At 72.5% G+C, this 12,620-nt stretch carries 11 protein-coding genes and 1 pseudogene; 2 read left to right on the top strand and 10 right to left on the bottom strand.

The features are described 5' to 3' along the window. Window position 1: 1 nt before the first annotated feature. The gene (locus BA062_RS29680) at window positions 2-1,393 is read left to right on the top strand and encodes a mycothione reductase (RefSeq protein ID WP_110342371.1); all 1,392 of its coding nucleotides are present in this window, start codon (window positions 2-4) and stop codon (window positions 1,391-1,393) included. Here BA062_RS29680 and BA062_RS29675 read toward each other — a convergent pair. After that, window positions 1,390-2,616 carry a CynX/NimT family MFS transporter gene (locus BA062_RS29675; protein ID WP_110342370.1) on the bottom strand — a complete coding sequence of 409 codons (1,227 nt, stop codon included), beginning with the start codon at window positions 2,614-2,616 and terminating at the stop codon, window positions 1,390-1,392. The genes BA062_RS29680 and BA062_RS29675 overlap by 4 nt on opposite strands. A 50-nt stretch (window positions 2,617-2,666) precedes the next feature. Here BA062_RS29675 and BA062_RS29670 point away from each other — a divergent pair, with 50 nt between their 5' ends. After that, the gene (locus tag BA062_RS29670; protein ID WP_110342369.1) at window positions 2,667-3,353 is read left to right on the top strand and encodes a FadR/GntR family transcriptional regulator; all 687 of its coding nucleotides are present in this window, start codon (window positions 2,667-2,669) and stop codon (window positions 3,351-3,353) included. Between the two features lie 154 nt (window positions 3,354-3,507). Here the strand turns inward: BA062_RS29670 and BA062_RS29665 are convergent, their stop codons facing one another. From BA062_RS29665 to BA062_RS29630, 9 genes and pseudogenes are all read right to left on the bottom strand, one after another. Then, window positions 3,508-5,298, bottom strand: a complete 1,791-nt coding sequence (locus BA062_RS29665) for a helix-turn-helix domain-containing protein (RefSeq protein WP_110342368.1) — start codon at window positions 5,296-5,298, stop codon at window positions 3,508-3,510. Between the two features lie 4 nt (window positions 5,299-5,302). Beyond that, window positions 5,303-6,619, bottom strand: a pseudogene (locus BA062_RS29660) (MFS transporter). 41 nt (window positions 6,620-6,660) lie between these two features. Next, window positions 6,661-7,413 carry a 3-hydroxybutyrate dehydrogenase gene (locus BA062_RS29655; RefSeq protein ID WP_110342367.1) on the bottom strand — a complete coding sequence of 251 codons (753 nt, stop codon included), beginning with the start codon at window positions 7,411-7,413 and terminating at the stop codon, window positions 6,661-6,663. Window positions 7,414-7,500: 87 nt separating this feature from the next. After that, window positions 7,501-8,358, bottom strand: coding sequence for a type I methionyl aminopeptidase (gene map, locus BA062_RS29650; protein ID WP_110342366.1), 858 nt, complete (start codon window positions 8,356-8,358; stop codon window positions 7,501-7,503). 9 nt (window positions 8,359-8,367) lie between these two features. Continuing rightward, entirely contained in the window at window positions 8,368-8,541 is a 174-nt protein-coding gene (locus tag BA062_RS39600; RefSeq protein WP_146240102.1) for a type II toxin-antitoxin system VapC family toxin, read from the bottom strand. Between the two features lie 69 nt (window positions 8,542-8,610). After that, window positions 8,611-10,413: a penicillin-binding transpeptidase domain-containing protein gene (locus BA062_RS29645; RefSeq protein ID WP_110342365.1), complete on the bottom strand. Its 1,803-nt coding sequence runs from the start codon at window positions 10,411-10,413 to the stop codon at window positions 8,611-8,613. Between the two features lie 46 nt (window positions 10,414-10,459). Then, complete coding sequence (locus BA062_RS29640) at window positions 10,460-11,314, bottom strand: GNAT family N-acetyltransferase (protein WP_110342364.1); 855 nt, start codon at window positions 11,312-11,314, stop codon at window positions 10,460-10,462. Between the two features lie 67 nt (window positions 11,315-11,381). Then, a complete protein-coding gene (locus tag BA062_RS29635; protein WP_110342363.1) occupies window positions 11,382-11,774 on the bottom strand; it encodes a VOC family protein in 393 nt (130 codons plus the stop codon). Beyond that, a complete protein-coding gene (locus BA062_RS29630) occupies window positions 11,771-12,616 on the bottom strand; it encodes a helix-turn-helix domain-containing protein (RefSeq protein ID WP_110342362.1) in 846 nt (281 codons plus the stop codon). Before BA062_RS29630 ends, BA062_RS29635 begins: the two co-directional genes overlap by 4 nt. Window positions 12,617-12,620 lie beyond the last annotated feature (4 nt).

Genomic DNA, 12,620 nt, shown 5'->3' with positions numbered 1-12,620 from the left:
CGTGCCGCACTACGACCTGGTGATCATCGGGACCGGGTCGGGGAACTCGATCCTCGACCAGCGCTTCGCCGACAAGAAGGTCGCCATCGTCGAGAAGGGTGTCTTCGGGGGCACGTGCCTGAACGTGGGCTGCATCCCGACCAAGATGTTCGTGCACGCGGCTGACGTCGCCGCGACCCCGGCCGCTGGCGCCCGCCTCGGCGTCGACGCACGGCTCGAGCGCGTGCGCTGGCCGGAGATCCGCGACCGCATCTTCGGCCGCATCGACCCCATCGCCGCGGGTGGCCGGGAGTACCGGATCGAGCACGACGACAACGCCAACGTCACCGTCTACGAGGGCGAGGCCCGCTTCACCGGGTACAAGGAGCTGACGGTCGCGCTGCCGGGCGGACCGGAGACCCTCACCGCCGACGCGTTCGTGCTGGCCGCGGGCGGCCGCGCCGTCGCGCCCGACATTCCCGGGCTCGCGGAGACCGGCTACCACACCTCGGACACGATCATGCGGATCGACGAGCTGCCCTCGCGCATCGTGATCCTGGGCAGCGGGTTCATCGGCGCGGAGTTCGCGCACGTCTTCGGCTCGTTCGGCGTCGAGGTGACGATCGTGGCGCGCTCGGGGGCCCTGCTGCGGGTGGAGGACGACGACGTCAGCAGGCGCTTCACCGAGCTGGCCGCGCAGCGCTACGACGTGCGGCTGAACCGCAGGACCACGCGGGTGCGCCGGACCGCGACGGGCGTAGCACTCGACCTGGAGGGACCCGGCGGCGCCGAGACCGTCGAGGCCGACCTGCTGCTGGTGGCCACCGGGCGGCACCCGAACTCCGACGTGCTCGACGTGGCCAAGACCGGGGTCACCACGCTGCCGTCCGGGCACGTCGAGGTGGACGAGTACCAGCGCACGAAGGTCGACGGCATCTACGCGCTCGGTGACATCTCGTCCTGGTACGAGCTCAAGCACGTCGCCAACCACGAAGCCCGCGTCGTGCAGCACAACCTGCTGCACCCGGACGAGCCGATCGCGGCCGACCACCGGTTCGTGCCGCACGCGGTGTTCACCTCGCCGCAGATCGCGTCGGTGGGGCTCACCGAGCAGGACGCGGCGGCGCGGGGCGTGCCGTACGTGACGGCGACCCAGGACTACGCCGGTATCGCCTACGGCTGGGCGATGGAGGACACGACGAGCTTCGCGAAGCTGCTCGCCGATCCGGAGACCGGGCAGCTCATCGGCGCGCACATCATCGGCCCGCAGGCCTCCACGCTGATCCAGCCGATCGTCCAGGCGATGAGCTTCGGGCTCGACGCGCGCTCGATGGCGCGGGGGCAGTACTGGATCCACCCGGCGATGCCGGAGCTGATCGAGAACGCGCTGCTGAACCTGCCGCTCGGCGACTAGACGTACCGCGGCCGTCCGGCGAGGAAGCCGAAGACGAGCTGGCCGACGAGCACGCACAGGAGCATCGCGCACGGCACCGTCCAGCCGCCGGTGACGTCGCGCAGCAGACCGAACAGGAACGGTCCCAGCGCGGCGAGCAGGTAGCCAAGGCCCTGCGCCATGCCCGACAGCTTCGCCGTGTCGGCGCTCGTGCGTGCCCGCAGGGCGATCGTCGCGATGGCGAGGGTGAAGACGCTCATCCCGATGCCGATCAGGATGGACCACAGCAGCGGCGCCGCCGAGGGCGCCAGCATCAGCCCGGAGACGCCCGCGATGCCGAACACGCCGAGGCCGACGACCCACCAGCTCTGCCCGCCCCGGCGCGTCGCGAGCGGGGCCACGAGCAGGCTCGTGGGCAGGCCGAGCAGCGACACCAGGCCCACCATCAGCCCGGCGGCGGTACGGCTCACGCCCGCGTCGAGCAGCACCTGCGGCAGCCAGCCCATCATGATGTAGGCGAAGCACGCCTGGCTGCCGAAGAAGAGCGTGACCGTCCACGCGAGCGGGTTGCGCAGCAGCGAGCGTCCGCGGCCCGCCGTCTCCGGGGCGTTCGCGACGCCGTCCGGCCTGCCGCGCGTGGCCACGAACCACAGCACCAGCGCGAGTGCCGCCAGCACCGCCCAGCTGCCGAGCCCGGCCCGCCAGCCACCGAAGGCGTCGCCGAGCGGCGGGGTCACCGCGGAGCCGAGCGCGCCGCCCGCCTGCAGCGCGGCGGTGTAGATACCCGTCATCAGGCCGATGCGCGCGGCGAACGACGACTTCACCACCACCGGGATGAGCACGTTGGCGAGCGCGATGCCCGCGCTGGCGACGAGCGTGCCGCCGAGCACGACCCACGGCCCGTTGAGCACGCGCAGCACGAGGCCAACCGACAGCACGCCGAGCGCGACGGCGACGGCCGTGTTGAGCCCGATGCGGCGCGCGAGGTAGGGGGCCGCGAGCCCGGCGAGCGCGAAGCACAGTCCCGGCATGGTGGTGAGCGCGCCGGCCCAGGTGGCGGACGCCCCGAGCGTCTCGCGCATCTCGTCGAGCACGGCGCCCGCGGAGGTGACCGACGGCCGCAGGTTCAACGCCGCGAGCACCACGGCGACCATCAGCAGCGCGCCACCGGCAAGCGCAGGGACGCCCGGCCGCTGCTCGGCACGCGTGTCGTCGTGCACGGACATCCCGCCGTCGCTTGCCATGTCCGCTACCCTAGCTCAAAGGTAGGATGATCGGCTGAAGGGATGATCGGGTGCCTCTCGCGGCCACGCAACGTTCCGGACTCGTCGACCAGGTGATCCACCAGCTCCGCGAGGCGATCCGCCAGGGCGAATGGCCGCTCGGCGAGCGCATTCCGACCGAGTCCGAGCTCGTCGCGAGCCTCGGTGTGGGACGCAACACGGTGCGCGAGGCGGTCCGCGCGCTCGCCCACAGCGGGCTGCTGGAGGTGCGTCAGGGCGCGGGCACCTACGTCAGGGCCACCAGCGAGGTCTCCGGCGCCATCCGCAGGCTGGCCGGATCGGAGCTGCGCGAGGTGCTGCAGGTCCGCAGGCCGCTGGAGGTCGAGGGCGCGCGGCTGGCCGCCACCGAACGCACCGAGGAGGAGTTGCGGCAGCTCGCCGACGCGCTCAGCCGGCGCGACGCGGCGTGGCAGGCGCAGCACTTCGAGGAGTTCGTCCGCGCGGACGCCGAGTTTCACCTGCTCACCGTGCAGGCGAGCCACAACAGGCTGCTCATCGAGCTGTACCGGGGCCTCACGGAGGTGGTGACGGCGAGCGTCGCCGCGACCTCGCAGACCACCCTGTCCAACGCCGAGCCCATCGGCCACCACGGTCTGCTGGAGGCCATCGCCGCGCGGGACCCGGACCGCGCCGTCGCCGAGGCCAGCGGCTTCCTCACCGAGCTGCTCGCCCGCAGCGACGAGGACCTGGAGCAGTAACGCCACAGGCAGTGGTGACCCGTGCGGGTGGTGGCCGATGCAGTGAAGGCCACCTTCACTGCGTTGATCGAACACAGCGGCGCGGAGCGCCTCCGTTTGGGTGGTGGCGGGAGACGGGTGGGCGCAGGCATGGTGGCCTTCACTGCGGTTGGGCTCAGCTAGCGAGTTCCCGCAGGCGGAGGGCCAGCTGGAGCTCCAGTGCACGGTCCGGGTCCTGCCAGCCGGGGCCGAGCAGCGACGAGATCCGTTCCAGGCGCTGCGCCACCGTGTTGACGTGGACGTGCAGCTCGTCCTTGGCCCGCGAGAGGTTGCCGCCGCACCCGAAGTAGGCCCGCAGCGTGCGCAGCAGCTCCGTGCCCTTGGCCTCGTCGTAGTCGAGCACGGGGCCGAGCGTCGCCCGCACGAACTCGGGCACGTCCGCCCGATCGCCCAGCACGAGTCCCACGAAGCCCAGCTCGGCCGGTGCCGCACCGTGCCCCTGCCTGCCGAGCACGAGCAGCGCGCGCAGGCAGCGGGCCGCCTCGGCGTGCGCGGCGGCGAGCTCGGCGGGCCCGCTCGCGGGCCCGGCGGCGCCCACGGTGACCGGCGAGCCCAGCACGGCGGTCAGATCGGTCGCGAGCGTGCGCGAGAAGGCACCCGGCGACTCGCTCACCGCGAGCAGCACCACCTGCTCCGCGTGCACCCCGGCGAGTACGCCGCGCCGGGCGGCGGCCGAGGCGAGCCGGGCCCGCGAAACGTCCCCGGCGTGCAGCGCGAGCACCACGTGCGGAGCGGCGAGGTCCACGCCGAGCCTGCGTCCCCGGTCCAGCAGGGCCGCCGGATCGCGCCCCGGCGTCGTCAGCAGGTCGGCCACCAGCTCGCCGCGCACCCTGTCCTCGGCCTCCGCGGCGGAACGGCGCAGCAGCAACAGCAGCGCCGTCACCACGCTCGCGCGTTCGAACAGGCGCCGGTCGGCGTCGGACAGCGCGGGCCTGCCGCTCAGCGTGATGCTGCCCAGCAGCTCGGGCCCCGCCAGCACGGCGCACACCCACACGTCGCCGTCGGGCACCGCCCTGCCCGCCGTACGCGAGGCTGCGATGGCCTCCGGCGAGCGAGTAGCCGGACCGCCGCCTGAGCGGCCCAGTTCGGCGCCGTCGGCGTCGTGCACGACGATCCCGCCGCCGAGCACCGCGGCCACGGCCTCGGCGACCTGCCGCACGTCGGCGCCGCCGAGCACGAGTTCCGTGAGCCGGTCGTGCGCCTCCTGAGCCCTGGCCAGTGACTCGTGGTGGGCCCTGATCGTCGCGTTCGCGCTGGCCAGCTCCGCCAGGGCCCGCGCGTTGTCGATGGCGATCGCCGCGTGGTCGGCGAACGACGACAGCAACGCCACCTCGTCCGGCGAGAACTCCCGCGTGCGCCGGTCCGAGGCGTACAGCACGCCGATCACCTGCTCGCCGAGCGAGAGCGGGACGCCAAGGATCGCCACGAGCCCCTCGTCGCCCACCGCGCGGTCGATGGGCCCGGTGTGCTCGAACCGGTCGTCGGCGGGGTAGTTCGCGGTCGCGTACGGGCGGGCGGTCTGCGCGACGAGCCCGCCGAGTCCCTCTCCCATGCCCAGCCGCAGCTGCTGGAACAACGCCGACGCGGAACCGTCGGTCACCCGCATGTACGTGCCGCCCTCGGCCTCGTCGTTGAGACTCAGGTACGAGACGTCCACGCGCAGCAGCATCCGCGCCCTGTGCACGATCGAGCGCAGCACGGCGTCGAGGTCCCGCAGCCGCGCGAGGTCGCTCGCCGTGTCGAACAGCGCGGCGAGCTCGGCCTCCCTGCGGCTGCGGGCATCCAGCGTGCGGCGGATGTCCATCGCGAGGCGCACCGCCGCGCCGTCCGCGGGGACGCGAGCCAGCTCGTCACTGCTCGCGCCCGCGGCCAGCAGTTCCAGCAGGCGGTGTTCGCTGTCGGTCACGTCCTCATGCTGTCACCGAGGACGGCTGCTCGGCGTCCCGAAGCGAGGTGCCGCGCGTTTCCTTCGCGAGGTACACGGCGACGAGCGTGAGCACGCACGTGGCGGCGAGGTAGCACGAGATCAGCAGGCTCGCGCCGGCGCTGTCCAGCAGGGCTGTGGCGATGAGCGGGGCGAGGCCGCCCGCGACGATCGACGCGAGCTGGTAGCCGATCGAGGCACCCGAGTAGCGCACCTTGGTGCCGAAGAGCTCCGAGAAGAACGCCGCCTGCGGGCCGTACATCGCGCCGTGCAGCACGAGCCCGATGGTGACCGCGGCGATGATCCCGAACGTGGATCGGGTGTCGAGCATCGCGAAGAACACGAACGCCCACACCCCCATGCCGACGGCGCCGAAGGCGTACACCGCCCTGCGCCCGACGAGGTCGGACAGCAGTCCCCACAGCGGGATCGTGACGAAGTGGATGGCCGAGCCGATCAGCACCGCGTTCAGGCCTGTCGACTTCGGCAGGTCGAGCTGGTTGGTGAGGTACACGAGCACGAACGCCGTGAGCACGTAGTAGGAGACGTTCTCGCCGAAGCGGGCGCCCATCGCGATCAGCACCTGCCGCCAGCTGTGCCGCACGACGGTGACGATCGGGGCCTTCTCCGGCGCGGGCTGTTCCTCGGCCTGCTTGACGGCCTCCAGGAACACCGGCGACTCCGACACCGACAGCCGGATCCACAGCCCGATCACCACGAGCAGCCCGGAGAGCAGGAACGGGATACGCCAGCCCCACGACTCGAACGCCGCGTCGCTCTGCACGGCGGCGAGGATCGCCAGCACGGCCGTGGCGAGCAGGTTGCCGCCGGGGGCTCCGGCCTGCGGCCACGACGCCCAGAAGCCGCGCCGCCTGGCGTCGCCGTGCTCGGACACGATGAGCACCGCGCCGCCCCACTCACCGCCGAGCGCGAACCCCTGCACCAGGCGCAGCAGGATCAGCAGCAGCGGCGCGGCGATGCCGATGCTCGCGTAGGTGGGCACCAGGCCCATCGCGAAGGTCGCTCCGCCCATCATGAGCAGGCTCAGCACGAGGAGCTTCTTGCGGCCGAGCTTGTCGCCGTAGTGCCCGAAGACGAGCCCGCCGAGCGGCCTGGCGATGAACCCGATCGCGTAGGTGCCGAACGCCAGCAGGGTGCCCGTGAGCGGGTCGGCGTCGGGGAAGAACAGCGTGTTGAACACGAGCGCGGCGGCGGAGCCGAACAGGAAGAAGTCGTATCACTCGATCGTCGTGCCGATCATGCTGGCGCCGACGATGCGTTTGATGGGCCTGGCCTCGGGCATGGGGCATCACCACTTCGTTGTGCGAACGGGAAACGGGAGAGCTAGCTGGCGGTCCAGCCGCCGTCGAGCGGGATGGACGCGCCGGTGAGGTAGCCGGCCTGCTCGCCGCAGAGCCAGAGCACCACGGCGGCGACCTCGGCGGGCTCGATGAGGCGCTTGAGGGCCGTGCGGCCGAGGAAGACCTCGTCCACCACGGCGCGTTCGGGGATGCCGCGCGAGCGGGCCTGGTCGGCGACCTGCCCCTCGACGAGCGCGGTGCGCACGTAGCCGGGATCGACGCAGTTGCTGGTCACTCCGTGTGCGGCGCCCTCGAGCGCGGCGACCTTGCTGAGCCCTTCGAGGCCGTGTTTGGCGGCGACGTAGGCGGCCTTGTTCGGGCTCGCGCGCACGCCGTGCACGCTGGAGATGTTGATCAGCCTGCCCCAGCCTCGCTCGTACATCGCGGGCAGGCAGTGCCGCATGAGCAGGAACGGCGTGGTGACCATCAGCTGCTGCATCGCGGTGAACGTCTCGGACGGGAAGTCCGGGATGGCGGCGATGTGCTGGAAGCCGGCGTTGTTGACGAGCACGTCGACCTCGGCGGGCAGCCCGGCCACGGCGGCGGGGTCGGTGAGGTCGGCGACGTGCGCCACGGCGCCGGTCTCCTCGGCCGTCGCCGAGGCTCCGTCCGCGTCGGCGTCGACGAGGTGCACCTTCGCCCCGGCCTCGCTCAGCGCGTGCACGCAGGCGCGGCCGATGCCGCTCGCGCCGCCGGTGACGAGTGCGGTCCTGCCGTGCAGGGCGGTGCTGGTCATGGCAGCTGACGGTACGAGCAGAGCGCCCCGTCAACCATGTGTGCGCGAGCCACAACCCGGTGCCGAGTTGTGTGGGATGGAGCTACCTCACGGCAGGGTGAGGATCTCCGCACCGCTCTCGGTGACGACGATCGTGTGCTCGAACTGGGCGGTCCACTTCTTGTCCTTGGTGGTGACCGTCCAGTCGTCGTCCCAGACGTCGTAGTCGATGGTGCCGAGCGTGATCATCGGCTCGATCGTGAAGGTCATGTTCTGCTCGATCACCGTGGTGACCGACGGCTCCTCGTAGTGCAGCACCGTCGGCGCGGTGTGGAAGGAGGGCCCGACGCCGTGGCCGGTGAAGTCGCGGACCACGCCGTAGCCGAACCGCTTGGCGTAGGACTCGATGACCCGGCCGATGACGTTGAGCTGCCTGCCAGGGCGCACGGCCTTGATCGCGCGCATGGTCGCCTCGCGGGTGCGCTCGACGAGCAGCCGCACCTCCTCGGAGACGTCCCCGGCGAGGAACGTCGCGTTGGTGTCGCCGTGCACACCGCCGATGTAGGCGGTGACGTCGATGTTGCAGATGTCGCCGTCCTCGATCACGGTCGAGTCGGGGATGCCGTGGCAGATGACCTCGTTGAGCGAGGTGCAGCACGACTTGGGGAAGTTGCGGTAGCCCAGCGTCGACGGATAGGCGCCGTGGTCGAGCAGGAACTCGTGCACGACCTTGTCGATGTCGTCGGTGGTGTTGCCGGGCTTGACGGCCTTGCCGCCCTCTTCCAGGGCCTGCGCGGCGATCCTGCTCGCCACCCGCATGGCCTCGATGACCTCGGGCGTCCGTACGCCGTTGCCGGAGTCACGCTGCGGAGCCGGCTTGCCAACGTACTCGGGGCGCGCGATGGAGGAGGGAACGGGGCGAAGCGGCGTCTGCACGCCAGGCTGGAGCGGGGCACGAACGGGCATGTCCCCAGCCTACGACGCCCCCGGAGACGCGATCGGGAGACCGGCGAGTCGCGCGGTCTCCAGCAGCCGCTGGTCGTAGGCGACCAGGTACTCGAGCTCGGCGCGGACCCGCATCGCCGACGCGAGATGGATGGCGTCCGGTGAGCGCAGCGGCCCCGGCAGGGAACCCGCGGCGTCCAGCACCTGTACACGCTCGCGCTCTGCCGCAGCTCGCGTACCCCGATCGTCTCCATCTGCTACCTGGCAGCACTTCTAGCTCAGTGCGCCGAGGAACCGCTGCGCGGCCTCGACGGCGGGCGCCGAGCTGCCTCCGTCGACCATCAGCACCGAGAACGCGACGTCGCCCTGGTACCCGGCGAACCAGCCGTGCGAGCGGGTGCCGTCGCCGAACTGCGCCGTTCCCGTCTTGCCATGCACGCCGGGCAGTCCCGCGAGCACGGTCGCCGTGCCGTCGGTCACCACCTCGCGCATCATCGTCCGCAGCGCCGACAGCACGTCCTCGCCGATCGGTTCGCCGAGATGGGTCGCCTTGGTCTCCTCGCCCTTCAGCAGGCTCGGCACCGGCGTCTTGCCCGCCGCGACCGTGCCCGCGGCCACCGCCAGCCCGAACGGGCTCGCGAGCGTCTTGCCCTGCCCGAAGCCGTTCTCCGCGCGCTGCACGGTCTCCTCGGCGGGCGGCACCGAACCGGTGATCGTGGTGATGCCGGGGATCACGAAGTCGGCGCCGATGCCCAGGTCGCGTGCCGCCTTGGTGAGCGCGTCCGCGGGCAGGTCCACGGCCAGGCGCGCGAACGTCGTGTTGCACGAGCGCGCGAACGCCGTGTGCAGGGGCACCCTGCCGAGGCCGAACTCGTCGTCGTTGGGGATGCGCCTGCCCTCGATGGTCGTGGTCGGCGGGCAGTCCACCAGCGTGCCCGGCCCGGCCTTGCCCTCGGACAGGGCCGCCGCCGCGGTGGCGATCTTGAACGTCGAGCCGGGCGGGTAACGGCCGGTCAGCGCGATCGCGCCCTGCTCGTCGGCGGTCTCGTTCTGCGCGACCGCGAGCAGCTCACCGGTCGACGCCTGCAACGCCACGATGGCCGCGGGCTTGGCGACGTCCCGCAGCGCGTCCTCGGCGGCCTGCTGTGCGCCGCGGCTGAGCGTGGCCGACACGGCGTCGGCAGGGCGCGCCTGCTCGGCGTGCAGCTCGGCGATCTCCGCACCCGTCGGGTCGGTGGTCACCACGCGCCAGCCCTCGCGGCCCGCGACGCGGTCGGCGACCTCGCCGCGGATCGCGGGCAGCACCTGGCTGCCCAGCCCGCGCTCGGCGCTCAGCAGCCGCTCCTCGCTCGTGAACCGCACGCCGGGCAGTTCGTAGATGGCCGGCTTCACCGACTGGTAGTCGGCCGAGCGCAGGCTCGCCACGAGGTAGCCCTTGCCCTGCTCGGTGCCCCTGACCCCGTCGAGGATCGACTGCCTGGTGATGCTCGGCTCCAGCCTGCCCAGCTGGTCCGCGAGCGTGCCGGCCACCGCGTCGAGCCGACCCCCCGCCGCCTTGCCGTCCACGACCACGCCGATCACGGTGTCGGCCTGCAGCAGCGGCGCGCCGTCGCGGTCGAGCACGGGCGCCGGCGGCGGGGTCTCGGTCCGCAGCGCGAGGCCCTGCTGCACGCCCAGCTCCGGGTGCACCAGCGCAGGCTCCCAGCGCAGCCTCCACTCGCCGTCGACCTGGTGCAGCCGCGCCCGCGCCTCGTAGGCCCACCGCCGCTTCCCGGCGAGCTTCCAGTCGAGGCGGTAGCCCACGGTCGCTCCGGCCTCGCCCTCCTCGGCGACCTCGCCGACGGACGTGCCGATCGATGTGGGTTCCAGCGCCCCGCGCGCCTGGTCGAGCACGGCCTTGGCGACCTCGGGCGAGTCGGTCAGCCCTGCGGCCGCGGCGGTGTCCCCGCCCGCGAACGCCTCGAGGAACTCGCCGACCGTGTCCCCGGGGTCGGGCCCGCCGAACACACTGCAACCGCTGACCACGAGCGCGGCGCACGCCAGCGCCGCGCCGATCCGGTGACGTCCTGCTCGCACGACTGATCAGTATGCAGACCGAACGGGCGGGGTCCGCCCGCGACACTCAGAACAGCACCGTGGCGTACCGGCCGACCTGCCGGAACCCGATCTTGCGGTAGGCGGCGAGCGCGGGCGAGTTGAACGAGTTGACGTACAGGCTCGCCACCCGGCCCATGCCACGGACGAGCCGTGCGGAGACCGCGGCGGTGCCGGCGGAGCCGAGGCCGTGGCCGCGCCGGTCGGGGTGCACCCACACGCCCTGGATCTGGCCCACCGTCTCCGACAGCGCGCCGATCTCGGCCTTGAACACGACCTCGCCGTTCTCGAACCGGGCGAACGCGCGACCCCCCGCGATCAGTTCGGCGACCCTCGCCCGGTAGCTCGCGCCGCCGTCGCCCGCGCGCGGGTCGACGCCGACCTCCTCGATGAACATCGCGATCGCCGCGGGCAGGTACCGGTCGAGCTCATCGGGCCGCACAGGCCGCACCTCACGGTCGACGGGCGCCGTCGGGAGCCGGTCGAGCGCCATCAGCGGCTGGTCCTGCCGGATCTCACGTGCGGGACCCCATTCGGCCGCCAGTTCGTCCCACAGCCCCAGCACCTGCTCGGAGGGGCCGACGAGCGAGGAGCACGTGCGCTGCCTGCGCAGCGCCCGGTCGGCGAACGACCGCAGTGCCGCGGCGTTGCCCCGCAGCGGGATCATGTTCGGCCCGGAGAAGCACAGACCGTGCAACGCACCGGAGCGGCCGGCCCGGCCGTCCGCTCCCCAGAGCTCACCACCGAGCCGCCAAGGATCCAGCCCGGCCACCTCGACGCGCGCGGAGACCATGCAGCTACCCACGGGGTCCGCGGCGAGCGCGGCCCGGACCGCCGGGTAGTCCTTGTCATCGAGCAGCCGCGCACCTGCAAGCCGCAACACGCCTTCAGCCTGCCAGATGCCGCGCCCGAACGGAAAAAAGAACCCCCGGACGGCTCCGGAAAGACGATCACGCGCCCCGATATGTCCCGAAGGTCCACCCGTTGCCCTCGGGGTCGGCGATGCCGACGTTGTGCGAGCCGTAGTCCGTGTCGTAGGGCTTCTCGGTGATCGTCGCGCCCGCGTCGAGCGCCCGCCGGTACACGGCGTCGGGGTCGGCGGTCACCACGTAGAGCCACTGGGTCCGCGCGGTCGGCTCCTCGACACCCTTGTGCCCGTGGCCGCGGGTGCCGAGCATCACGCCGCCGCCCTCGGGCCACCGCAGCTCGGCGTGGACGATCGTCGCGCCGTCGTCGCCGCGGACCACGAGGGCCTCGGTGAACCCGAACACCTCGACGAGAAAACGCCGGGCCGCTTCGGCGTCGTCGTACAGCAATGCCGGCCAGACTCCTGGGTTGTTCATGCCCCCGAGTCTGCGCCGGGCTCCCCCGGCTCGTATTGCAGAAATGGGAGCTCCTCGGCGATCCACGCGCCCGGCGGGCAGCCCGCGAGGGCCCGCCATTCGTTGGTCAGGTGGGCCTGGTCGTGGTAGCCGCAGCGCACGGCCAGCTCGGCGAGCCCTCCGCGATGGCCCGTCCTCAGCAGCCTGCCCGCGCGCTCGAACCGCAGCACTCGCCCCGCTTGTTTCGGCGAAAGGCCCAGCTCGCGGGAGAACCGCTCGCCGAAGTGCCGCCTGCTCCAGCCGACCTCGCGCGCCAGCGCGTCGACCCGCAGCGTGCCCCCGGCTCCGATCATCCGGCGCCACGCCCAGCTGATCTCCGGTGCGGGTTCGGACACGTCGCCGAGCCTGCCGAGCAACACCTCGTCGAGCACGTCGAAGCGGCTCTCCCACCCGGGCTCGGACGCGAGCCGCCCTGGCAGCGCCGCGAGCGCGGGCGAGCCGAGGTCGGCCAGGTCGACGACGTAGCCGGAGAGATCCCCGGCCCGCACGCCGAGCAGGGCGTCGGTGCCGAGCGGGTTGAGCTCCAGGTGTATCCCGGCCTGCACGGTGTCCTGCTCGATCAGCGCGGGTGCGGTGTGCATGCCGCCGACGAGTCCCGCGAACGAGCCGGGGGCCTGGTCGGGCCTCGGCATCCCGGCGACGCGGACCGGCTCGGCGAGGCTGATGATCAACGTCACGTGCCTGCTGGGCAGTCCACGGTGGACGGTCAGCGTGTTCTGCCGCTGGGAGTAGCCGATGTAGCGCGTGACGAGGGGCCGCAGCGCCGGATGAGGCGCCCGGACGGCGAAGTCGTCGCGGCCCATGCCT

This window comes from Prauserella flavalba, assembly GCF_003202235.1.
Classification (GTDB): Bacteria; Actinomycetota; Actinomycetes; order Mycobacteriales; family Pseudonocardiaceae; genus Prauserella_A; species Prauserella_A flavalba.
This window is presented reverse-complemented; position numbering and strand designations above follow the sequence as displayed.

Excerpts from the sequence above, each read along its gene's own strand:
- BA062_RS29675 (WP_110342370.1), bottom strand. The coding sequence starts at position 2,616 with ATGGCAAGCGACGGCGGGATGTCCGTGCACGACGACACGCGTGCCGAG.
- map (WP_110342366.1), bottom strand. The coding sequence starts at position 8,358 with ATGCCCGTTCGTGCCCCGCTCCAGCCTGGCGTGCAGACGCCGCTTCGC.
- BA062_RS29635 (WP_110342363.1), bottom strand. The coding sequence starts at position 11,774 with ATGAACAACCCAGGAGTCTGGCCGGCATTGCTGTACGACGACGCCGAA.
- BA062_RS29655 (WP_110342367.1), bottom strand. The coding sequence starts at position 7,413 with ATGACCAGCACCGCCCTGCACGGCAGGACCGCACTCGTCACCGGCGGC.
- BA062_RS29630 (WP_110342362.1), bottom strand. The coding sequence starts at position 12,616 with ATGGGCCGCGACGACTTCGCCGTCCGGGCGCCTCATCCGGCGCTGCGG.